The organism is Pseudomonas sp. Sample_11, assembly GCF_004307505.1.
Classification (GTDB): Bacteria; Pseudomonadota; Gammaproteobacteria; order Pseudomonadales; family Pseudomonadaceae; genus Aquipseudomonas; species Aquipseudomonas atacamensis.
In genome coordinates this window covers 39,471-63,187 of the sequence record NZ_RCOD01000007.1, presented here as the reverse complement: position 1 = coordinate 63,187, position 23,717 = coordinate 39,471, and the positions used below count along the sequence as shown (strand labels likewise).

Genomic DNA, 23,717 nt, shown 5'->3' with positions numbered 1-23,717 from the left:
TCGTCAAGATTAAATTCCGAAACCCCAATTGCGAAAGCAGTTGGGGTTTTGTTTTAGTAGAAGTTCCTGTTTTTGCTGGCTTGTTACCGTGTTGACGGGCCAGATAAAGAATTTCTTGACGACCATAGAACATTGGAACCACCTGATCCCATCCCGAACTCAGCAGTGAAACGATGTATCGCCGATGGTAGTGTGGGGTTTCCCCATGTGAGAGTAGGTCATCGTCAAGATTGAATTCCGAAACCCCTGTCTGCTAACGCAGACAGGGGTTTTGTCATTTAAGCGTGTACGAAAGATCAGGCCGTTCTGCGACTCTTGCTGCTGCGTCTTGCCTGCCACTTGCGCCACCAGATATAAACTCCCGTCCCTGATAACCCCGCAATCAACACACCCAGTACCGCGATCATTACCTGCCCTGTCACCCCGATGATCCGTCCCCCATGTATCGGCAACTGGAGTCGATAGAACTGCTCTCCGAGCGTGCCCTGTCCCGCGATCTCCTGTCCCAATAATCGGCCATCGGTACCGTGAAAGAACAACCAGGATTTTCCATGGGCGTCCGTATCGTGCTGTCCAAATCCTGCGCCGTAGAAGTTGTACTCAAAGCTGTAATACAACTCGCCGATTGCCGCCGTCAGTCCTAATCGTTTCCCTTCCTGCAATGCCCTTTCGTACGCCTGTTGATAACTCAACTGTGTCGTCCCCAGTTGATTGGCGGGCATTCGTCCTCTGGCTTCATAAACGCTCGGCTCGATGGGCGAAAACAACGAAACTGCAGGCTTGAACACTTGGCTCGGCAAGTTCATCGCCACGCTGCTGACGGCGATCGGTAACAGCAGTAGCCACAACCACAATCCTCCGGCGCGATGCAGGTCGAAGTTCAAGCGGTAGGCATGCCCGCCTTTGACCTTCCATGCAGTAGCCCACTTCTTCCAGAATGGCTTGCCACGCGGCAAGGTCAGCCACAATGCGACAAAACAGTCGATCACCCACGCGATGGCCACCAAGCCCATCAACAGCAGTCCCCAGTTACCGGGCAATGTCAGGTTGTAGTGAAACTCCAGAATGAACGGGATGAAGTTCTCCCGCTGAAAACAGCATTCACCCCAGTAGCGCGCGCCTTTTTGCTCCGCGCTGACCGGGTCCAGATAGAAAACCTGATTGCGCTCATCAAACGGCTGGCCCGTCGCCGGATCCTTACGGGGAACGGCCGCCAGCAGCGCCGTATGCCCCGTCTCATGGGGATACTCCATGTACCAGACTTGCAGTTTCGGATGCGCTGTCTGCACTGCATCTACCAACGCGCCCGGCGACAAGCGCTCACCCACTGACGTCGCCTCGTAAAACTGCGGATTCAGCCACTCGTCCAGTTCGTGATTGAACGCCAGCACACTGCCGGTCAGCCCGGCCAACAATAAAAACACCGCAGTGGCCAAGCCAATGTACCGATGCAACAAAACCAGAAACGCACGCATACAAAACACCCCGAAGAAACGACAAAGCCAGCCCCTGACAGCAGGGGCTGGCTTTTTTACGCACAGGACATAGCTTTAGAACTGATAGCTGACGGTCGCCGCTACGTTGCGTTCTTCGCCCATGTAGCAGAAGTTCAGACTGGCGCAGGACGCGACATAGGATTCATTGGTCAGGTTGTTCGCGTTGAGCCGAACATCAACACCCTTCAAACCAATCTTGCCCAGGTCATAACCAATCGAGGCATCGAACAGCGTGTAAGACGGCACCTTCATCGTGTTCTCCGCATCGGCCCAGCTGTAGCCGACGTAGCGCACCCCACCACCCAAGCGCAGCCCATCAAGTGCGGCGCTGTCGAACTTGTAGTCAGCCCACAGCGAGGCCATGTGGCGCGGCGCTTGAGTTGGCGAGTTGCCCTTGTTCTCGATGACATCGGTCGGCGTGCTCAAGGTGCTGATCATCGATTTGGAATACTCGATATCAGTGAAGGTGTAACTGCCGAGTACTTTGAAGTTATCGGTCAGTTGCATATGCGCTTCCAGTTCCAGACCTTGCGAGCGTACGGCGCCGACCGCGCGATAGAAGTTCTCCTGCGGTAGTTTGGTCGCGAGGTTTTCCTGATCGATGCGAAACAGCGAGGCGGTAAACAGGTTGTCAGTGCCCGGCGGCTGATACTTCAAGCCGACTTCCCACTGCGTGCCATCGGTGGGGGCCAGTGGATTGCCGGCGCTGTCGGCATAGGAGTTCGGGTTAAACGACTCGGAGTAGCTGATGTATGGCGCCAGACCGTTATCAAACAGATATAAAGCGCCGGCACGCCCAGTGAGTTTCGTGCGCCGATCATTGATCTCTGTACCCACCGGCCGCTCCGCTTCGGCGATACGGTTTTCATCGGATGTCTCGACCCAGTCCTGACGCAGGCCCAGCGAGAAGCGCCATTTGTCCATCTCGATCAGGTCTTGCAGATACACACCGGTCTGTTCGAGGCGCCGCAGATAGCTGGTGTCGCCGTACATCTCGATCGCCGAGTTACCGTACACCGGATTGAACGCATTGATTGGCGCGAGGCCACCGCTGGTCCAGTCGACCACGGTTTTGCGCCGTTGATAATCCGCGCCCATCAGGACTGTGTGCTTGGTCGCGCCGGTGAAGAATTCGGCCTGCAGCATGTTGTCGACGATGAACGCATGCAGGCGCTCATCACCGCCGGTGTAATAGCGGTTCAGTTCATTGCTGGTCGGGGTGGTCCAGCCATAGGCGTAGACCTGATCCATGTTCACTTTGGAATCGAGATAGCGGAAGTTCTGCCGCGCGGTGAAGACATCGTTGAAGCGATGTTCGAACTGATAGCCGAACGACTGCTGGTCACGAGAGTAGCCGTCGATCCCCGGTTCGCCCTCGAAGAAGCGCGGCGAGATGCGCTCGCCATTGCGCTGATGGATCGTGCCGTCCGCCGGAACGCCGCCGTGGTAACCACCGTCCGGATCGTGTTGCAGATAGGCCTGCAGGGTCAGCGAGGTGTCTTCGCTGAAATCGATGCTCAGCGTCGGCGCGAGGGCGAAGCGTTTTTCCTTGTTGTGATCGAACTGCGTGTCGGACTGATCGCTCAATCCGGTCAGACGATAGGCAATGCGCTTGTCGTCATCGACCGGACCGCTGAAGTCAAACCCAACCCCACGCTGGCCTTGCGTCCCCACTGTGGCCTGCACCTGATGATAAGCCTCGTACAACGGCTTTTTGCTGGTCAGCGCGACCAGACCGCCGGGCGAGCTACGGCCGTACAGCACGGACGACGGGCCTTTGAGAATGTCCACACGCTCAAGGAAATACGGATCGACCTGCATGGTGCTGTAGGTGCCGCTGTCGCCCATCGACTTGAGGCCGTCGAGGTAGATGTTGTCCACCGAGCCGTCGTTGAAACCGCGCATCGCCACGTAGTCGTAACGATGGGTGGCGCCATACGGGTTGGTCAGCACGCCCGGGGCGTAACGCATCGCTTGCGAGACGGTTTGCGAGCCTTGGTCATCCATTTGCTCACGCGTCACCACCGATACGCTTTGCGAGGTCTCTAGCAGGGCGGTACTGGTCTTGGTGGCGATCTGGCTGTGCGTGGCGTTGTAGCCGGCCATGCTGCCCAGCGCGTTGCCGAGGGCGAAGCCTTTGATGTCGGTGGTCGGCAAGGCCAGTGCTTCGCTTTCAGCCAGCGGGCGCAGAATGTAGCTGCTGCCGTCCTGGCTGACGGCTTCCAGCCCTGAGCCACCGAGCAAATGGCTCAAGGCCTGGTCGGTCGAATATTCACCCTGCACGCCGGGAGATTGCTGACCTTGGGTCTGTTGCGGCGTCATCGCCAGGGTGATACCGGCCTGCCGGGCAAACTGATTCAACGCCTCGCCCAATGGCCCGGCAGCAATGTTGTAGCGGTGGCTGATCTCGGTGCCGGTGTTGGCGGCCAGACTCAGGCTCGGTAATACGCTGACGCCCAGCGCGGTGGTCAGCAGTGCCGCCCGAACCGCATGGCGCAGTAGTGTCGATTCTGCAGTGAAATTCAGAGGGTTCTTACAAGTGGCGCGGACAGTCATTGTGGATTTCCGTAGGCAGTCGCGAGGGCTGAGTTGAAGTGCTTACTGACTAAGCCGGACTGCCTGGAAAAACCCGCCAAAAATAATCACACCGCACGTTCCAGGGTCACCCACCAGCGGGTGCGATAACGCAATTGCACCGGCAGCGTCTGCGGCAGGACCGCCAGCAGCCTGTCGGTGTCCTCCAGACGGAACACCCCAGAAAGGCGCAGGTCTGCGATCTCCGCCGAACAATTGAGATAACCCGGGCGATAACGGCCGACTTCAGCGAGGAAGTCACCCAGCCGCATATTGCGCGTGACAATCAAACCGTCGAGCCAGGCGCCCGCATCCATATCCGGCGTCGGCGCTGCACGCAAACCGCTTTGATCGACCAGAAAACTCTGCCCGGCGAGTGCTTCGAGGGAATGACCGCCAGCGCGAACCAACACTCGGCCACGGGTAACGCTGAGCCGCGTGCACTGTTCTTCCTGACGCAAAATGAAACGCGCATCGACCGGCGCATAACTGCCGTGGCGATTCTGTATGCGCAGCGGTCGATCGGCCGCCGCGCCTTCGTCAGCGCCGCCGCAGGTAACGATGATCTCGCCACGGGTCAGTTTGATCAGGCGCTGCTGCGCGGTGTAATCCAGGTCTACGGCGCTGGCGGTGTTGAGTTCGATCCGCGTACCGTCGGGCAACTGGAAACCGCGCCGTTCGCCGGTCGCCGTCGCGTAGTCGGCACTCCATTGCTGCCAGGCGGCGCTGTCCTTGGCCAGCCACGCGGCGGAGCCCATCAACAGCGCGCCCGACAACAACTTCAAGGCCTGGCGTCGGCCCAGCCCCTGCGCACTGTTTTCCAAGGTGTTGAAAGCGACCTGCGCACCCGGCACGGCGCGCAGACTGGAGCTCAATTCGGCTTGCAGCGACTGCACCCGCTGCCAGGCGATTTCATGTTCGTGATGCTCGGCGCGCCACTGCTCGCATTGGCGAGTCAGCCGCGAATTGCCGTGGTTGTTGCGCAGCCGCAGTAGCCAGTGAATCGCTTGCTTGACCACGTGTTGGCGCGGTTCGACGCGGCGAGCGAGTGAGAGGTTATCCACAGGCATCAGTTTTCATACCGCAACACATAGCAGTGATACAGCGCATCGGCGACGTAGCGTTCCACAGAACGTACCGATACGCCCAACTGCTCGGCGATCTGTTTATGAGTCAAACCTTCGCACTGCGCCAGGAGAAACGCCTGACGCACTTTCGGCTTAAGTCCTTCGAGCATGCGCGCAATGCTTTCCAGCAGTTCCAGCACCAACGCGCGCGATTCGGCGTCAGGTACTTCGCCTTCAGGCAAGTGAGCAATGGTCTCCAGATAGGCCCGCTCGATTTCCTCGCGGCGCCAATGATCGATCACCAGACCGCGCGCGATGGTTCGCAAGAAAGCTCGGGGCGCTTTCAGTTCGAGGCGTTCGGTACGTTGCAGCAGGCGCAGGAAAGTGTCCTGAGCCAGATCGGCGGCATCCGCTGCATTGCCCAACCGTGCGCGCAGCCAGGCATTGAGCCAGCCGTGATGACTCCCGTAAAGCGTCTGTACGACCAACTCAGGTGAAGACATGACCACGCCAGCCCGAACGTCACAAATGATAATTAGTCGCATTGTCATCAAGGGTTACAGATTTTGCAACTGTCGCGCCCATGTCGATGCGAAAAATTCCCTCGCAGCCGCTCTGGCACGCCGTTCGGCGGGAATCCTGCACAAACCCCGTCCATTTCTCACGCGCCGCTAAGATTTCTCCGCCGCTGGCCGACAGACTGGTGAGAAATGCGTGCACCAAAGTAGAGCGGCCAGAAGAACGCTGCCTGCGCCGTACATGGAATGTTGCATCCGGAAACGCACCCCCACTTTTGGCATAAGAAGTCCCATGAAATGAATCTCAAGTTCAGCCATAAAATCCTCCTGGCCGCTTCGGGCGTCGTGGTCCTGGCGTTCGCGTTGTTCACGCTCTACAACGATTATCTGCAGCGAAACACCATTCGCCAGAACCTGCAGTCTTCCGTGCAACAGGCCGGTGACCTGACCGCCAGCAGCGTGCAGAACTGGATGAGCGGGCGCATTCTGGTGCTGGAAAACCTCGCGCAGAACGTTGCCCATCAAGGCAAAAATGCCGATTTTCCTGGCCTCGTCGATCAGCCGGCCTTCACGTCGAACTTCCAGTTCACTTACGTCGGCCAGGCCAACGGTGTCTTCACCCAGCGCCCCGATGCGAAGATGCCGGACGGCTATGATCCGCGTCAGCGGCCTTGGTACAAGCAGGCCGTGGCCGCCGATAAAACCATGCTGACCCCGCCGTACATGGCGGCCGTCGGCGGTTTGGTGGTGACCATCGCCATGCCGGTGAAAAAGGACGGTGAATTGCTCGGTGTGGTCGGCGGTGACCTGAGCCTGGAAACCTTGGTGAAGATCATCAACTCGGTGGACTTCGGTGGCCTCGGCCATGCGTTTCTGGTCAGTGCCGACGGTCAGGTGATCGTCAGCCCGGACAAAGATCAGGTAATGAAAAACCTCAAGGACATCTACCCGAACACCAGCGTGCGCATCGAGAAGGGCAACCAGAACGTGGTGCTCAACGGCCAGGAACGCATTCTCTCGTTCACCCCGGTCAGCGATCTGCCGAATGCGCAGTGGTACATCGGTCTGTCGATCGATCGCGACAAGGCCTACGCCGCACTCAGCCAATTCCGCACCTCGGCGTTGATCGCCATGTTTGTCGCGGTCGCGGCGATTGCGTTGCTGTTGAGCCTGTTGATCAATGTGTTGATGCGTCCGCTGACCACTATGGGCCGCGCGATGAAAGACATCGCCCAGGGCGAGGGCGATCTGACCCGGCGTCTGGTGGTCGAGAGCAAAGACGAGTTCGGTGAACTGGGCAGCGCGTTCAACCAGTTCGTTGAACGGATTCACGCATCGATTTCCGAAGTGTCGTCGGCGACCCGTCACGTACATGACCTGTCGCAACGGGTGATGGCTTCGTCCAACGCTTCGATCGTCGGTTCCGACGAGCAAAGTGCGCGCACCAACAGCGTCGCGGCGGCGATCAATCAGCTGGGCGCGGCCACTCAGGAAATCGCGCGCAACGCGGCGGATGCTTCGCAACACGCCAGTGGCGCTTCCGAGCAAGCCGACGACGGTCGTCAGGTGGTCGAGCAAACCATTCAGGCGATGACCGAGTTGTCGCAGAAGATCAGCCTGTCGTGCACGCAGATCGAAACCCTGAACGCCAGCACCGACAACATCGGCCACATCCTCGATGTGATTAAAGGCATCTCGCAGCAGACCAACCTGCTGGCGCTCAACGCTGCTATCGAAGCCGCGCGTGCCGGTGAAGCCGGGCGCGGTTTTGCCGTGGTTGCCGATGAGGTGCGCAACCTTGCGCATCGCACCCAGGAATCGGCGGAAGAGATCCACAAGATGATTACCTCGCTGCAGGTCGGTTCGCGCGAAGCGGTGAGCACCATGAACGCCAGCCAGGCGTCCAGCGAGCAGAGCGTGGAAGTGGCGAATCAGGCCGGTCTGCGCCTGGTCAGCGTGACCCAGCGCATCGGCGAAATCGACGGCATGAACCAATCGGTTGCAGCGGCGACTGAAGAGCAGACGGCGGTGGTGGAAACGCTGAACGTCGACGTCAACCAGATCAACCTGTTGAACCAGCAGAGCGTGGCCAACCTCAACGAAACGTTGAAGGATTGTGATGCGTTGTCGCAGCAGGCGAACCGGTTGAAGCAGTTGGTCGACAGTTTCAAGATCTGATTCACAGATCGCAGACCGCGTTATCGTTCTTCGCGAGCAGGCTCGCTCCCACAGGGAAATGCATTCCAAATGTGGGAGCGAGCCTGCTCGCGAAAGCGGTCTGACGATCACCGCAAAGCCTAAGCCTTAGACAAACAGCTTTAGCACATTGCCCATCGCATCATCGGCAAACCCCTGCACGAAATCCCTGAACCCCGGCAATGCTTCATCCCCACCCGCAGCCGGTTCGGCAATGATCGTCCAGGTCGCTCGCGACTTCCCTGCGCTCAGCGATTCCACTTGCATCGCCGCCCACAGATTCCCCACTCCCAACGTGTTGTAGATCGTCGTCCAGGTCATGCGCCGCGCCTGTTCATCGCGCGAGTTGAGTTGTTCGACCACGACGTTGCCGTCCTTGAAGACTTTCTTGCGCAGCGAAGACACGCCTTCGCCGGTCATTTCGGTGTGCGACAGCGCTGGAATGAATCGTTCGAAGCCAGCGAAATCGCCAACGATCGCCCAGACTTGTGCCGCGTCCCCCGGCACTTCCACCGACGACACAACGTGGCAGCCTTGCGGGTTTTTGATCAGGGTGTCGGGTTGCAGATTGCTCATGGTGTTGCTCCTTGTTGATGAGTCAGATGAAGTTGATTTCTTTCAGGTAGTCGCAGCCGCGACGCAGCAGCGCCGGGGATTTCTGTGGGTAGTGCGCGCCCATCTGCTGCACGCCGGCCTCGGCGTTGGCGTGGCCGATCAGCGAGATGTCGCCGATGTCTTCTTCGAAACCATTGAGGTAGAAACCGAGCACGCCGAACAGCGCGTTGTCGGCGTCGACCCGGTTCAGTTGCTGCTGCCAGTCGGCGACGCTGACCAGCGCAAACTCGCTGCCGGTTTCGCGGAACGAAGCGACGTAGGCATCCCAGCTCAGCGGCTCGGGGTTGTGCAGATTGAACACCGCGCGCTCCGCTGAATAACGGCTGGCATGGAAGGCGATGAAGCGGGCGAGAAAGTCCACCGGCATCAGGTCGAAATTCAGCGCAAAGGCCGGCACCTGACCGAGCTGGATCGAGCCCTTGAGCATCAGCATCAAACGGTTTTTATGCGGCTGGCAAACGCCGCTGAGGCTGTTGAAACTGATGTTGCCAGGGCGATAAAGATTGACCCGTACACCGCGCTCGCGCGCCCGCTCAAGGATGCGTTCGCCGACCCACTTCGACAGGTTGTAGCCGTTGCGAATGTAGATCGGCGGCGTCGCGGCGGCGGGCAGTTCCAGCACTCGACCGGCGTCATCCACGGTGCTGGATGCCGACAGGGTCGAGACGAAGTTGAAGACCTTTTTGCGCTGCCCTTCGCACAGCTTCAGCAGGGCAAATATCGGCTCGACGTTATCCGCCGCCAGCGACTCGTAATCGAGTACGTGGTTGACGTTGGCGGCGTTGTGCACCAGTGCGCCGAACTCGCGGTCCAGGCGCTGATAATCCTCATCGCCCAGGCCCAGTTGCGGACGACTGATGTCCGCTGGATAGACCCGCACACGGCTGAGATCGAGGTGCTCCAGACGGTTTTCGCGCAGTGCCTGAGCGAAGCGTTGCGCCGCCGTTTGCCCGGCGCCGTCGCGCACCAGACAGGCCACTTCGCTGGCGCCCCAACCGAGCAGCGCTTCGACGATGTGCACGCCGACAAAACTGTTGGCACCGGTGACGATGACCTTGTGCACATCGCCCATGCGGCTGATCGGCAGCGGTTCGACATCCAGCGCGCGCTCGGCGTCGGCCATGGCCTGAGCGCTGAGCACGGTGCTGTCATCGCTGCCGCGCACCAGCGTCGCCAGTTTGCTGATCGTGGGCAGTTCGATGAAGCGATTGATCGAAATGCTTCGGCCGAATTCCTCACGCAAGCGCAGCAACATCCGCGACAGCAGAATCGAATGACCACCGAGATTGAAGAAGCTTTCGTCAGTGGAAATGTCGCTGGTCGGCAGCTCCAGCAATTCGGCCCAGACCTGAAGAAGCAGCGCTTCGTCAGCATTGGCCGGCAGGCATTTCGCAGCGCTGTCCTGCACCGTCACCGGCAATGCCAACAGCGCCTTGCGATCGACTTTGCCGTTACTGGCGAATGGCATCTGCGCCAGTTCGGTCCACGCTCCCGGTTGCATGTAGTCCGGCAGAAACTGCCGGGCGTGAGCCTTCAATGCGTCGCGGGCAGTCTCGGCCTGTGGCTGGGCGAAGAACGCCAGAATGCGCCGTTGATTGTCGATGACCACGGCGATCTGCCGATACATGCGGCTCTCGCGCAGGCAGCGTTCGATCTCTTCCGGCTCGACGCGAAAGCCACGGATTTTCACCTGATTGTCGCGCCGCCCGCACAGCTCGATACCGTGCTCGCCCCACTTGGCCATGTCGCCGCTGCGGTAGGCGCGCAGGGTTTCGCCGCCGGGCAGTGACAGGCTCAGATAACGCTCGGCGGTCTGCTGCGGATTGTTCAGGTAACCGAGGCAGACACCGGGGCCGACGATGAACAGCTCACCGACGGTTTGATCGGGCACCGGTTGCAGATCGTCGTCGAGAATCAGCACCCGACTGTTGGCGATCGGCCCTCCCAGCGTGCGGTTGCTGTCGCCCGGTTTGAGCTGGCGCGCGGTGATCAGCACGGTGGCTTCGGTCGGGCCATACAGGTTGTGCAGGGTGCCTTGACGGGTCAGTTGCTCGATGACGTACGGCTCGCAGACATCACCGCCGGTCATCACCTGAACGCCCTCCAGTTGTTCCAGCGGCAGGATGCTCAACAGCGCCGGTGGCAGGAAGGCGTGGGTCAGTTGCCGCCGGCGAATCAGCGCAATCAGCTGCAAAGGATCGCGGCGCTGGGTGTCGTCGGGCACGATCAGTTCCGCCCCTGCGAGCAGGCTGGGGAAGATGTCGATCAGTGACGAATCGAAGCTTAGCGAAGAGAACTGCAACACCCGGCTTCCGGCGTGCAACTGCACGTAGTCGGCGTACCACGCGGTGAAGTGGGCGAGATTGGCCTGGCTGAGCGGCACGCCTTTCGGATGCCCGGTGGTACCCGAGGTGTAGAGCGCCATGCACGGCGCATCAAGCTCCGGGCGGTGCTGCATCAGCGGCCGGTCGAGATCGGCGTTCGGCGCTTCGATGCCATTGACATCCAGCCCCGCTATCGACTCGCTGAGCGCCTGCTGTCCATCGTGAAGCAACAGCATCGCGCCGGCGTTTGCCAGGATGAATTGCTGACGCGGCAGTGGATGGCTCGGCTCCAGTGGCAAGTACACCGCGCCGCTGCCGAGAATCGCCAGAATCGAGGCGAACAGCGCCGGGCTTTTGCCTTGGCAGACACCGACCACCCACGGCTGCGGATGTTGCTCGAGCAAGGGCAGCAACCGCTGCTGGATCGCCCGGCTGTGGGCGTGCAATTGGCGGTAGCTGATGGACTGTCCGCCGAGGTGCAGCGCCGGTCGTTCCGCATGCTCGATCAGGCTTTGTTGCAGACGCTCGATCAGCGGGATTTGCGCCTGCTCCAGCAGCGCCGGATTTGCCGTGTCGTTGAGACGGTGGACATACGCCAGTTTGTCGAGAAACAGCAGATCTTCCAGCCGTTCGAAATCCGGCGCTTTGAGGGCCGGGGCATGCCTCAAATAATCGGCATCGCGGGAAAAGCGGCTGACCAGCAACGCCACTTCGTCGACCACATGGGCAAGCGCTCGTTGGCGTAGCGACTGACCGTTGCCGGACGGCTCATCGCCGATCGGCACACGGCTGATCAGCGACGAGCCGAGAAAGCACAGCAAGTCGAGGGTCGGCAGGCCGCCATGCTCTTGCGCGGCGACACCCAGGCGCAAGTGCAGATGCGGGATGGCGCAGAAGTCGCCGGCAGCGATAAAACCATCGTCGATGATCAGATCCACCGCCGCTTGAGTGGCGCCGCTGCGGGTCAGTGCATGGCCGTGCTGTTCGAGTTCCCGGGCCAGATCGGTCATGGCCTGGCCGGCGCCGGTGAGCAAAATGTCGAGACGTTTCATGTCGGCCTCCTCAAACCAGATAGTCGCGCAGGGCGTGCTGCACGCACGGTGTGTCGAGCAGCGAGCTGTTGTGGAAAAACCTGACGATGTTGCCCACCAGCGGGTGGTGGCGATTGATCGGGAAGGCCAGTCCGGCGATTTCTTCGCGCAGTGAATACCGCGTGGTTTCGCTGACCGGCAGCGCATCGATCAGGCGCAAATCGAAGGACTTCTGGATGTCGTTGGTCAGGTAATGGCCGATGAACACCGGCAGAATCTGCGCGATGGTTTCGCGGTCCGCGTCGCTGGCGGTGTGCCAATAGATGCGCACCATCCGCGCCCAGAAACTCGAGTGGCGACCCTCGTCGAGCAAGTGGTCGGCCATCAGGCCCTTGATCGACGGCTTGACCGAATCGTCGCGGGCGAACGCGGCGACATCACCGGTCACGGTGTTTTCGGCGATCGCCACGCAGATCAGTTCCACCGCGCTGCGCAGGTATTCCGGCGCCAGCGCAACAGCGGCGGGAATCGCCCGGCTCAGCTCGATTTCATCGGGCAATTGAATCGGCTCGATACCGGTCAGCGCGACCGTTTGCTGCATGAAATCCATGGCCACCAGCGCGTGGTAATCCTCATCGACCACCACGGTCATCGCGTCGTAGCGACAGGCGAACGGGAACGCCACGGCAAAGCGATTCTTGGCAATGCTGCGGGCGGTCTTGTCGACGATTTCCGTCTCGAAAATCACTACGTCGTTGATAAATTTGTACAACGTCTGCACCAGGGCGAAATCACGTTGCTGTGGGCATTCACGCAGGAACGTTTCGCTGAGCACCAGCGGCTGGCGGCTGAGCGGGTAGATCAGGCGCTGATCGTCTTCCAGCAGCCGCCGTGGACGGGTGCGGATGGTCGCGCGGCTTTCCCAGGCCTCGGCGAAAGATTGATAGTCGGCAGCGTTCATTGGGCCACCTCGGCAACTTCCACGCCCATGCTCAGGCGCAGCCCGTCCCACAAGGCGATGCGGCTTTCCACGGCGGCGATGGCGCTGGCGTAAACCTCGGCTGCGCGCTGCGGATCGCCATCGACCAGACGCTCCAGCAACTGCTCGGCGGCGGGGCCGTGATCTTCGGAATCGACTTCGATATGCCGTTGCAGGTAGTAACGGAAAGTCGGTGCCTGTTCGATGCCGATGCCCCAGTCATCGAGGATGCGCTGGAACATTGTCGGAATGACGCTCTCGCGACCATGCAGGAACGCGGCGGCAACACTGTGTCCCGGCGCCTCCAGGGCAATGCGCAAGGTATCGCGGACAAACTGCGCCGCCGCCGGGTCGACGTCGACGCTCTGCAACGCGACGTCATAACTCACGCCTTCCTGCTGCAGGGCGACAAAGCGCTCTACCGCCGTGGTGCTCGCGCCGACTTCGCGCATCGCATCCAGGTACAACTCGAAGTGGCTGTAGTGGCCGGCATCGAGGCGATCGTCCGATTCCTCGCCCAGCACGATCTCGTTGATCAACCGCGCCGCGTGGGGATCGCGCGGCGGCAACCAGGGTAAACGCGTGCAGGTCAGTTCCTGTTGCAGGCGCTTGGTCAGCGACATGAAGTCCCATACGGCAAATACATGGGTTTCCATGAAACGACGTAATACCGATAACGAAGTAATCTCGGCAAAGATCGGATGAATACTCAGTTCGGCTTTCTTCAGGGCGAGTTGCTGCTTAGTGGGCATCATGATGTCCTTTATCATTGATTGAAGTGCACGATTCTTTTCAGTTGCTGTAAGCGGTCGAGCAAGTTGGATAGCAAGTTGGTCGGGCAAATATTGATTGCGCTGTGGCGCCGTTGCGGCGCCACGGGTGCTGCGGTTGTTACGTGAGATATGCCGCGCTGAACGGCGACGTTCAAACCTGGCGAGAGAAAAACTAATACAGGGCAAATGCATTTAACAAGTTTATTTTCAATTATTTTAAGTTGGCTGTTTTTTGAATATGAGAGTTGCCGATAAAACTTTCAGATCAAGTTTTATTTGGGCGTAGTTACTCCTTTCGGCTAATAGCGGCCAAAATCGATAACAAGAGTGAATGCCTCACTCGAAGCAACTTTTAAACAAGGGGATTGATTGAATTCAAAGGGGGCGAAAGTTGGCCGGGACCGGCGCCATGACTTCCTGTTTCCCGTGACAAGGCTCCTTCCGTAGGTTCCTGTTGCGGGGACTGTGCCGTCAGGGCGGCGCGTCCCCGTTCTGTAGGGGTGGCGCTGGAAGAGTGCGGGTAAATTGCTGTCACGGCTATTACCGATTGGTCATCGGCGGGCAGCAGAAATGCGTCGGCAGGGCCGGGGCGGGCACCAGCGGGCACGCCGATCCGCTGCCAGAGCCGGCAGCAGAGCGGTCGCGAAGATTTGTAAGGGGATTATTCGACGTACGAGATATCAGCGTGCGGTGTGACGCTTCTGCGCGGCGGGAGTCGCCAGGTAGCGGGTGATGACCTCAACGCCACGGTTGAGGTGCTGCTCCAGCATTGCGAGCGAGCGCGGTATGTCCCGCTCGATTACGGCCTGAAGCATGGCGCGGTGGTCATCCTGGGACAGCTTGCCCAAGCCCATCGCTTCCAGATTGAACCGCAGAAAACGTTCTTCTTCGTTCAGGCCATCCTCCACCAGGCGCAGCAGTCGCTGGTTGGGCGCCTTGCTGTACAGGGCCATGTGAAAGAGACGGTTGAGGCGGCCGATTTCGTTGTAGTCGTGCTGCGCTTCCAGTTCGTCGATGTAGCCGGCGGCGAGTTGATGCTCGGCCTCAGTCAGCAGCGGAATGGACTGCCGCAATGCCTCGGATTCGAGCAGAATGCGCAACTCGTAGGTTTCAGCGGCATCGCCCTGGATCAGCGGGGCGACCACGGCGCCTTTGTGCGTAGTGACGCTAAGCAGCTCCTGCGCTTCGAGCTGGCGCAAGGCTTCGCGCACCGGCATGCGGCTGACCCCGAACAGATCGGCCAGATCCTGCTGGCGCAGCGCAGTGCCACAGGGCAGGCGGCCATCGAGAATGGCCGAGCGCAGAGTTTCTTCGATCACCGACCGGGCCAGATGCGCAGGAATCGGTCCTTCGACTTTGATGCTGTGCAGCGGTTTGGGCTTCTGAGTCACGACAACACACCCTGTAGGTCGCAATATTTGGATCCAAATGACACTAGTGATTGCTCTACAGGTTGTCAAACCTTGTAAAACGTTGCGCGGCAATCTCAAGTCTAGCGCGTCTTCGATGATCTCACGGTGCCATTGTTTTTTGCCGGGCTAAGCTTCACCATCAAACGCTTCCTTTCTGTCCTTCTGGAAACCTGCAGTGGCGGTACGTTTCGCGATCCCTCGGACCTTGCGCTGGCTTGGCTGCGCATTGCTGCTGGCCGGCGTCATGCTGGGCGGCCTGCACGCCGATTGGGATTTTTCCGCGATCAGCCGCAAGGCCACGGCTCTTTATGGGCCACTGGGCGCGGGGCAGCAGCGCATCGACGCCTGGCAGAACCTGCTGGCGACGCAAAAGCAGGCCAGTGAGATGGACAAGCTCAAGGTGGTCAACCTGTTCTTCAACAAGCAGGTGCGTTACGTCGAAGACATCGATCTGTGGCGCGAAGTGGATTATTGGGAAACCCCGATCGAAGCCCTGTGGAAGGGCGCCGGCGACTGCGAAGACTACGCCATCGCCAAGTATTTCAGCCTGCGCCATCTCGGCGTTTCCAGTGACAAGCTGCGCATCACCTACGTCAAGGCGCTACGCCAGAACCGCGCGCACATGGTGTTGACGTACTATGCGACCCCCGATGCCATGCCGCTGGTGCTCGACAGCCTGATCGATCCGATCCAGCCGGCGTCGCAGCGGACCGATTTGCTGCCGGTCTACTCTTTCAATGCCGAAGGTCTGTATCTGCCAGGCGCCAAGGGCAATAAAAAGGTCGGCGACACCAAACGCCTGTCGCGCTGGCAGGATGTGCTGAAAAAAATGCAGGCCGAAGGTTTTCCGGTCGAGACGACTAACTAGGAGCACGCGCTCAGATGTCTTTGTTCAAACAGCTGTTGATCGCTATCTGTCTGTTCCTGGTCGTGGCCTTCACCGGCAGCTTCATGGTCAGCCTGGAGAGCTCGCGCACCCAGTACGTCAATCAATTGCGCTCCCACGCGCAGGACGCCGCCACCGCGCTGGCATTGTCGCTGACGCCGAATATCGACGACCCGGCGATGGTCGAGCTGCTGGTCAGTTCGATTTTCGACAGCGGTTATTACGCGAGCATCCGCGTGGTCGACGTGAAGACCGAGCAGACCATTGTCGAGCGCAGCGGTACCCCGGCGGTGAGCAATGTGCCGGACTGGTTCGTCAGACTGATCGGCCTCGAACCGGCCGGTGGCGATGCGCTGGTCAGCCGTGGCTGGGAGCAGGCGGCGCGGGTCGAGGTGGTCAGCCATCCGATGTTCGCCGTGGCCAAGCTATGGCAGAGCGCACTGGGCAGCCTTGGCTGGTTGCTGATCTGCGGCGCATTGAGTGCGGTGCTCGGCGCGCTATTGCTGCGTCGGCAGTTGAAACCCCTCGATTACATGGTCCAGCAGTCCCATGCGATTGCCCGCCGCGAGTTTCTCAGCCTGCCGGATCTGCCGCGCACGCCTGAATTGCGTCGCGTGGTGCAGGCAATGAATCAGATGGTCGAGAAGCTCAAGACGCTGTTCCAGGAGCAGGCCGAGCGCAGTGAAAAACTGCGTACCGAGTCCTATCAGGACAACCTCACCGGCCTGGCCAACCGCCGCTATTTCGAGATGCAATTGAACAACCGCGTGAGCAACCCGGAGCAGGCCAGTTCCGGTTATCTGCTGCTGTTGCGGGTCAAGGACCTGGCCGGTCTCAACCAGCGTCTCGGCGGCCAGCGTACCGACCAATTGCTCAAGGCCGTCGGTGAGCAACTGACCCGCGAGTGCGCCAGATATCCACAAACCCAGGACTTGGTTACGCGTATTCGCGGCGGTGAATTCGCCGTGCTGGCGCCGGGGCTGGTGCGCGAGGAAGCGCTGCAGCTGGCGCAGAATCTCGACAATGCCTTGAGCAGCCTGCATGCCACCGGCGCGACCGATGTGCCAGCGGTGGCTTCGATCGGGCTGGCGCCCTTCGCTCACGGTGACTCTCCGCAAGCGGTGCTGACACTGGGCGATCAGGCACTCGCGCAGGCCGAAGGGCAGGGCGAGCAGAATTGGGCGTGCATCGATCAGAGTCTGGTGGCGGAGGTCGGTGACGACCATCACGCTTGGCATCGACTGCTGGATCAGGCCTTGAGTCAGCAGCGTTTCGAGTTGTATTTCCAGCCGGTGGTTGCGGCGCAGGACACGCAACTGGTGCTGCATTACAAGGTGCTGTCGCGCTTGCTCGACGAGCAGGGTCAGACCATTCCCGCCGGGCGCTTCCTGCCGTGGCTGGAGCGCTTCGGCTGGACCGCGCGGCTCGATCGGCTGATGCTCGAACGCGTGCTTGATCAGATGAAAGGGCACGAGGATTCGCTGGCGCTGAACCTGTCCTCGGCGACGCTGGCCGACCCGCAGGCGTTGAACAAGGTCTTCGAAATTCTGCGCGCGCATTCCAATCTCGGCGCGCGTCTGACTCTGGAAATCGGCGAGGAGCAATTGCCTGAACAGGCGGTGCTGGAGCAGTTGACCCGACGCCTGCGCGAGCTCGGTTTCTCGCTGAGCCTGCAGCGCTTCGGCGGGCGCTTCAGCATGATCGGCAACCTGGCGCGGTTGGGTCTGGCGTATTTGAAGATCGATGGCAGCTACATTCGGGCGATCGATCAGGAGAGCGACAAGCGTCTGTTCATCGAAGCGATCCAGCGCGCGGCGCACAGCATCGATCTGCCGCTGATTGCCGAACGGGTCGAGACTGAAGGGGAGCTGTCGGTGATTCGCGAGATGGGCTTGTATGGCGTGCAGGGGCAGTTGCTCGGTGAGCCGAAGCCCTGGGACCTGAACTGATCGTTCTCACGCTCTGCGTGGGAATGCAGCCGGTGATGCTCTGCGTCACAACGGTGACGGGCCGTGATAACTGAGTTGCGGTCGGAACGCGGAGCGTCCCTTGATGCATTCCCACGCGGAGCGTGGGAACGATCATTGTGGGAGCGAGCCTGCTCGCGAAAGAGCCAGTTCAGTCGGTGAAGATCCAGGATCAGATCAACCCGCCCTCATCCTCATCGATCAACTGGCTCAACCCGCCCAGCGCTTCACGCGCCTGGGTGCGGTCCATCAGTTTGGCCTGGGCCGCCGCCGGCAGGTCAGTGACGCGGATCACGCCTTTCTGGGTCAGCACCTGAATCAGGTCGTCGAGTACCCGAATCATTTCAAAGTCGCTCTGCTTGAGCTGTTTGAGGCTGTTTTCCACGGCTTCGTTGGCGTACCACGCCTGAATCTCATGGTTATCGGCGGGCAGCGTTTCCGTGGCCTCGGCGTACGCCGCAGCTTCCACGCGAATCAACTGGCCTTGCGCATCGCGTTGCACGTAAAACATTGAGCATCCCTCACAAATGAACAGCGTCATGCTGTCAGCAGCATAGCCAACTGCGCGCCAGTATGCGGGGCGACGAACAAATCGTCACCGCTGCATTGCCCGCAAACGCGACGGCCGCCCCACAGGAGGCGGCCGTCGTTGTTTCAGCCTCAGCTGTTGTTGTGATCGACCTTGATGGTCGGGTCGCTGCCGGCAATCAGGTTGTGCAGGTTGGCGCTCGCCCAGTTGTTGCCTTCCAGTTTTATCGTCACGTCCGGCGTGGCCGCAGCGGCATCGCCCGAGTTGAATTTGCCCGCCGAGCTGATTTGCAGCGACGACGTGCCATCCACTGTGGTGATCTTCAGGAAGTTGTCGATCGTGCTGCCGGTCTCGCCCTGCAACAGGTCGCGCAGGTCGATGCGGTCGCCTTCGCTGGCTTTGAAATCCTTGATCACGTCATTACCGGTGTCGCCCGATTTCCAGACGAAGGTGTCGCCACCGGAACCGCCGATGAGGATGTCATTGCCCTGACCGCCGATCAGCGTGTCGTTACCGGTTCCGCCGAGCAGGATGTCATTGCCTTTGCCGCCGTCGAGCAGGTCGTTGCCGCCCGAGCCGAACAGGATGTCATTGCCCGCGCCACCGAGCAGCGTGTCGTTGCCATCGTGCGCGCCGGATACATCGAACGCCTGATAGTGCTCGGTGATGTACTGGTGCACGTTGCTGGTGGTGACTTTGCTGACGTCGACGCCGGTCTCTTTGGCAACGAACGCCTGCATCGCCTGGTAACCCTCGCCGGCAATGCCGTTGAAGCTGACCAGATCGCCGAACAGGATGTCGTTGCCTTCGCCACCGTTGACGGTGTCGTTACCCGGCATCGTCGCTTCGGTATGGCCGATGATCGAGTTGGCCAGGTCCTTCGGATCGATGTTGGTTTGCGGCGTTTTGTCCGAGTCGTACGGCTTGAGGTCGTTGAGGCTGACGTCGTTGTTCAGACCAATGGCTTCGACGCTCGACAACCCGCTCAACAAGGCAAAGCCGCTGGTCGAGTTGCTGGTCGTCGACGAGTTGGTGCTGTTGCCGGTACCCGCGAGGTTCGACAATTCATAAGTGCCGTCGCCCTGCGCATGAATCGTGCCCAGGGTCTCGCTGCTCCAGCCCCACCACGAGTTGTAGGTTTGCAGCACAACGCTGCCGGCACTGTTGATGGTCAGGTAGTGCGAGTTGTCGATGTAGGTGCTGAACGTGTCGCCCTGCTTGTAGTTGCTGGTGTTCACCACGCTGTCGAGTTTCACGTTGCCATACAGCGTCGGGTTGGTCTGCTCGCCGGTCTGGTAGTAAGTCGGCTGGCCGTCGGTGATGAAGTACGTGAGGTTCTTCGCCCCGGTGTTGGCCACTGCGTCGGCACTCTGGAACCAGTTGGCCGTGGTCTTGAACACGTCCTCGTAGTTGGTACCGCCGCCGGAGCCCATCGAGTTCAGCACTGCTTTGAGCAATGTCAGCGCATTCGGGTCGTTGAGATTCACCGACACCGACTTGTTGACCTGGGTATCGAAGTCCACCAGGAAGATGTTCACCGTACCCGAGTTGCTGCCGCCCAGGCTTTGCTTGAGGCTGTTGAACACCGAGGTCAGCGAGTCTTTTGCGGCGTTCAGCGACGAGGTGCTCATGCTGCCCGAGCTGTCGACCATGAACGCGATGTTGTAGTTGGTGCCCGGCACCACGGTCAGGCCGCCGATGTCAGCGACGATGATGTCGTTGGCGTCGGTGCCGGTGACGTTGTCATCACCCGAGGTGGCGGTGACCGCGTTGTACACCGCAGGCACTACCGTGACCGGGATGGTCGCGGTGCTGCTTGCCGAGCCGCCGACCTGTTCGGTGGACGTCGAGGTCACGGTCAGGTTGAACTGGCCGTTGTAGTAGGTCGGCGGAGTCACGGTCAGAGAACCGAGGTTCCAGCCGGTGACGTTGGCTTCGCCATTGCTCGCGGTAACGGTGAAGGTATGCCCCGCGCCATCGCTGAGCACCGAACCGACCGGTGCACCGCTGATCTTCACGCTCAGGGTTTCCGAGCCGTCGGTGTCGGTCAGCGCGGTGCTGATCGCCGACAGTTTCACCGTGGTGCCTTCGGCGCCGGTGTTGAGCTTGTAGCCGTCGTAATAACCTTCGCCGTTGGTGCCGTGCAGATCGGAGACGGTCACGCCCGAGTTGATCAGATCCTGCACACCGGTATAGATCGGCACGCCAGCGTTGCTGAGGTCAATCGGCGTGCCGCCGTTGACCGACAGGTTGACGTCGTAGCTGCCCGGGCCGCTCTGGTTGTGGTGGTAGATATCGAGGGTGTAGTAACCGCTGGTGGTCGGGGTGAACGAACCATTGATCGCACCGCCCGCGCCCCAGGTACCCGACGCCACGTTCTTGCCGCCGATGGTGATCAGCAAGCTGTCATCGGCTACGCCGCTGAACGTGTAGGTCTTGCCGGCTTCCAGATAAATCAGGCCAGAGGTCTTCGACGCCGTACCGGCGGCAACACTGCCGTCAGACTGCACGTTGGTGACGTTGGCGCTGGAATTCGGTTTGCCGGCGGCGTCGATGACGTTTTTCAGGGTGGTCGAGTTCGCGCCGCTGCCGTCAGTGCCCAGCCCCGAGAGACCGGTCCAGACTTCCTTGATCAGGCCAGTGGATTTCACGCTGTTGTCGGCCACGGCCACGGTCGGCGCATCCGCCACTGGTGTGATGTCGATCTTCACTGTGCCGGTGCTGCCCAGCGCCTGGCCATCGGTAGGCTGGAACTTGATCTGTGCGTAGTCCGCCTGCTTGTTGCCCAGACCGGTGCCGCCGTAACCGTTGGTGCCCGACTCGTTGGCATCCGGCAGGAAACGCAGCTTGCCGGCGTCGATGTCGGCCTTGCTGAAGGTCTGGTTGTTGGCCACATCCTTCCAGGTCGAACCGTCCAAATATTGCAGTTTGCCCTCGCCCGGCAACTGCGTGATCTTGATTCCGAGGCTGCTCGCCGGGCTGTCGACATCGGTGACGCCAAAGGTCGACCAGCCGAGTACCAGCGGCGTATCTTCGGTGCCGGTGACATTGCTCGGCGCGGCGACCGGTGCATCGTTGACTGCCACCACGTTGACCGTGGTGGTCGCGGTGTTCGAGTAGTTGCCGCCATCGGTCACCGTCACGGTGATGATGCGCGGCACGGTGCTCGGGTTTTCGCTGCTGTTGGTGAAGCTGATGTTCTTGATGGCCTGCATGTAGTCGGCCAGGGTCGCGTTACCCGAGAGGGTCAGGGTCACCGTGCCGTTGGTGCTGTTGGCATTGATGGTGATGCCGTTGACGCTGTTGCCCAGATTCAGCGCATCACCATCCTGACGGTTGGTCAGCACCACGGTGGCACCGGTCAGCATCGTGCTGTCCGGGTCGGTGATGCTGAGGTCGGTGTCAGCGATCGATACGCCGGCGCCCGGGGTGTTCTCGGTGAACGTCACCTTGTAATCGGCACCGGTCGCACCGCTGGAGTTGTTGGCGTCCAGATCGAGCACCGGTGGCGCATCGTTGTCGATGATCGAGGTGCTGACGCTGCCATTGGTGCTGCTGACCGCGAGGTTCTCGAAGTTGCCGCCGGTAGCCGAATCGATCTTGACCACGAAGTTCTCGGTGCCTTCGGTGATCTTGTCATCGAGGGTAGCGACGTTGAACTGCGCGCTGCTGGCGCCCGCCGGGATCTTCACGGTGTACACGCCGGTGAAGTCCGAACCGTCGGCGGCGGTGCCGCTGTAGACGATTTTCAGGGTCACTTCGGTCTGCGCCGGGTGATTGAGGCTGACGGTGTAGCTGGCGGTCTGACCTTCGGTCACCGAGCTGCTGCCAGTGATGCTGACGGTGGTGGTGTCGACGGTGTCGGTGACGCTGGTCACCGCTGGCGTGGTGCTCGATACCAGTTTTTCGAAGTTGCCACCGGTGGCGCTGCTGATGGTCGCCTGCACGGTGCCGGCGTCTTTGTAGGCGTCGTCAGCTGGCGCTGGAACGTTCACGGTGCCGGTGGTCTTGCCGGCGTCGATGGTGATCACGGCGCCGTTCGACAAGGTGACGGTCACAGGCGAGCCTGCGGCGTTGGTCAATGTCGCGGTGTACGTAATCTGGCCACCTTCTGCCACCGAGTTACTGGCGCTGAGGGACAGGTTGGTGGTGTCGACGGTGTCGGTCACGGTGGTGCTGACCGGGGTCTTGTCGGCGACGAGATTCTCGAAATTGCCGCCGCTGACGTTGGTAATCGAGTTGGTCAGCGGAGCGTTGCCGGTCAGCGCATCGTTCGGTGCGACGGCGGTTACGGTGCCGGTGGTCTGGCCGACCGCGATGGTGATGTTCTGGCCGTTGGCCAACGTCACGACAACTGGCGAACCGGTGACGGGGGCGCCGACGGTTGCGGTGTAGACGACGTTGCCGCCTTCTGCCGCTGTGGCGGTTGCGCTCAGTTTTACGGTGGTGGTGTCGATGGTGTCGGTGACGCTGGTCACTGCTGGCGTGGTGCTTGGCACCAGGTTTTCGAAGTTGCCACCAGTCGCGGTTTTGATCGTGGCTTGCACGGAACCGGCGTCTTTGTAGACGTCATCGGACGGGGCCGCAACGGTTGCGGTGCCGGTGGTTTCGCCAGCGTTGATGGTGATGACAGCGCCGTTCGACAAGGTCACGGTCACTGGCGAGCCAGCCGGGTTGGTCAGGGTCGCGGTGTAGGTGATCTGGCCACCTTCGGCTACCGAACCGGTCGCGCTGAGCGACAGGTTGGTGGTGTCGACCGTGTCGGTCACGGTGGTGCTGACCGGGGTCTTGTCGGCGACGAGATTCTCGAAATTGCCGCCGCTGACGTTGGTAATCGAGTTGGTCAGCGGAGCGTTGCCGGTCAGCGCATCGTTCGGTGCGACGGCGGTTACGGTGCCGGTGGTCTGGCCGACGGCGATGGTGATGGTCTGGCCGTTAGCCAATGTCACGACGACAGGAGAACCGGTAACTGGCGCACCGACGGTGGCGGTGTAAGTCACGGTGCCGCCTTCAGCCACCGACGTATCAGCCGTCAGTTTGACGGTCGAGGTATCGATGGTGTCAGTGACCTGGGTGATCGCTGGCGTGGTACTCGGAACCAGGTTTTCGAAGTTGCCACCGGTGGCACTGGTGATCGTCGCCTGCACGGAACCGGCGTCTTTGTAGACGTCATCGGACGGCGCAGGAACGGTCGCGGTGCCGCTGGTTTCACCAGCCTTGATGGTGATCACAGCGCCGTTCGACAAGGTTACGGTCACTGGCGAGCCAGCGGCGTTGGTCAGCGTAGCGGTGTAGGTGATCTGGCCTCCTTCAGCCACCGAGTTACTGGCGCTCAAGGACAGATTTGTAG

General features: G+C 60.5%; 13 protein-coding genes, 1 rRNA gene and 1 pseudogene. 4 read left to right on the top strand and 11 right to left on the bottom strand.

Annotated features, from left to right (window positions below; genetic code table 11):
* Positions 1 to 114: 114 nt before the first annotated feature.
* Positions 115 to 230 (top strand): 5S ribosomal RNA (gene rrf, locus D8U60_RS01555).
* Positions 231 to 296: 66 nt separating this feature from the next.
* Here the strand turns inward: rrf and D8U60_RS01550 are convergent.
* The 4 genes from D8U60_RS01550 to D8U60_RS01535 all read right to left on the bottom strand — a co-directional run bounded on the left by D8U60_RS01550 (position 297) and on the right by D8U60_RS01535 (position 5,640).
* Positions 297 to 1,475 carry a PepSY domain-containing protein gene (locus D8U60_RS01550; protein ID WP_122881325.1) on the bottom strand — a complete coding sequence of 393 codons (1,179 nt, stop codon included), beginning with the start codon at positions 1,473 to 1,475 and terminating at the stop codon, positions 297 to 299.
* Between the two features lie 75 nt (positions 1,476 to 1,550).
* Complete coding sequence (locus D8U60_RS01545) at positions 1,551 to 4,052, bottom strand: TonB-dependent siderophore receptor (protein ID WP_122881324.1); 2,502 nt, start codon at positions 4,050 to 4,052, stop codon at positions 1,551 to 1,553.
* Between the two features lie 86 nt (positions 4,053 to 4,138).
* A complete protein-coding gene (locus D8U60_RS01540) occupies positions 4,139 to 5,140 on the bottom strand; it encodes a FecR family protein (RefSeq protein ID WP_130899332.1) in 1,002 nt (333 codons plus the stop codon).
* Positions 5,140 to 5,640, bottom strand: a complete 501-nt coding sequence (locus D8U60_RS01535) for a sigma-70 family RNA polymerase sigma factor (protein WP_122881322.1) — start codon at positions 5,638 to 5,640, stop codon at positions 5,140 to 5,142. The genes D8U60_RS01540 and D8U60_RS01535 overlap by 1 nt, the downstream gene beginning before the upstream one ends.
* 312 nt (positions 5,641 to 5,952) lie before the next feature.
* Between D8U60_RS01535 and D8U60_RS01530 the strand changes: the two genes are divergently transcribed.
* Positions 5,953 to 7,833 (top strand): methyl-accepting chemotaxis protein, encoded by a 1,881-nt coding sequence (locus D8U60_RS01530; protein WP_122881321.1) that lies wholly within the window; start codon positions 5,953 to 5,955, stop codon positions 7,831 to 7,833.
* Positions 7,834 to 7,959: 126 nt separating this feature from the next.
* On the opposite strand, the gene D8U60_RS01525 is transcribed toward D8U60_RS01530, so the two are convergent.
* The 5 genes from D8U60_RS01525 to D8U60_RS01505 form a co-directional block, all read right to left on the bottom strand.
* Entirely contained in the window at positions 7,960 to 8,427 is a 468-nt protein-coding gene (locus D8U60_RS01525; protein WP_130899331.1) for an SRPBCC family protein, read from the bottom strand.
* A gap of 22 nt (positions 8,428 to 8,449) precedes the next feature.
* Complete coding sequence (locus D8U60_RS01520; RefSeq protein WP_130899330.1) at positions 8,450 to 11,842, bottom strand: non-ribosomal peptide synthetase; 3,393 nt, start codon at positions 11,840 to 11,842, stop codon at positions 8,450 to 8,452.
* A 10-nt stretch (positions 11,843 to 11,852) separates the two neighbouring features.
* Complete coding sequence (locus D8U60_RS01515) at positions 11,853 to 12,782, bottom strand: diiron oxygenase (protein ID WP_130899329.1); 930 nt, start codon at positions 12,780 to 12,782, stop codon at positions 11,853 to 11,855.
* Positions 12,779 to 13,555, bottom strand: coding sequence for a DUF3050 domain-containing protein (locus tag D8U60_RS01510; protein WP_130899328.1), 777 nt, complete (start codon positions 13,553 to 13,555; stop codon positions 12,779 to 12,781). Before D8U60_RS01510 ends, D8U60_RS01515 begins: the two co-directional genes overlap by 4 nt.
* A gap of 698 nt (positions 13,556 to 14,253) precedes the next feature.
* Positions 14,254 to 14,964 (bottom strand): GntR family transcriptional regulator, encoded by a 711-nt coding sequence (locus D8U60_RS01505; protein ID WP_016772282.1) that lies wholly within the window; start codon positions 14,962 to 14,964, stop codon positions 14,254 to 14,256.
* Positions 14,965 to 15,160: 196 nt separating this feature from the next.
* Here D8U60_RS01505 and lapG point away from each other — a divergent pair, with 196 nt between their 5' ends.
* Together lapG and lapD are read left to right on the top strand one after the other, a co-directional pair.
* Positions 15,161 to 15,853, top strand: a complete 693-nt coding sequence (gene lapG / locus D8U60_RS01500; RefSeq protein ID WP_041479715.1) for a cysteine protease LapG — start codon at positions 15,161 to 15,163, stop codon at positions 15,851 to 15,853.
* Between the two features lie 14 nt (positions 15,854 to 15,867).
* Positions 15,868 to 17,820, top strand: coding sequence for a cyclic di-GMP receptor LapD (gene lapD, locus D8U60_RS01495; RefSeq protein WP_130899327.1), 1,953 nt, complete (start codon positions 15,868 to 15,870; stop codon positions 17,818 to 17,820).
* Positions 17,821 to 18,010: 190 nt separating this feature from the next.
* Here the strand turns inward: lapD and D8U60_RS01490 are convergent, their stop codons facing one another.
* Positions 18,011 to 18,349, bottom strand: coding sequence for a hypothetical protein (locus D8U60_RS01490; protein WP_016772279.1), 339 nt, complete (start codon positions 18,347 to 18,349; stop codon positions 18,011 to 18,013).
* Between the two features lie 149 nt (positions 18,350 to 18,498).
* Positions 18,499 to 23,717: pseudogene (locus D8U60_RS01485) on the bottom strand (LapA family giant adhesin); the annotation flags it as partial.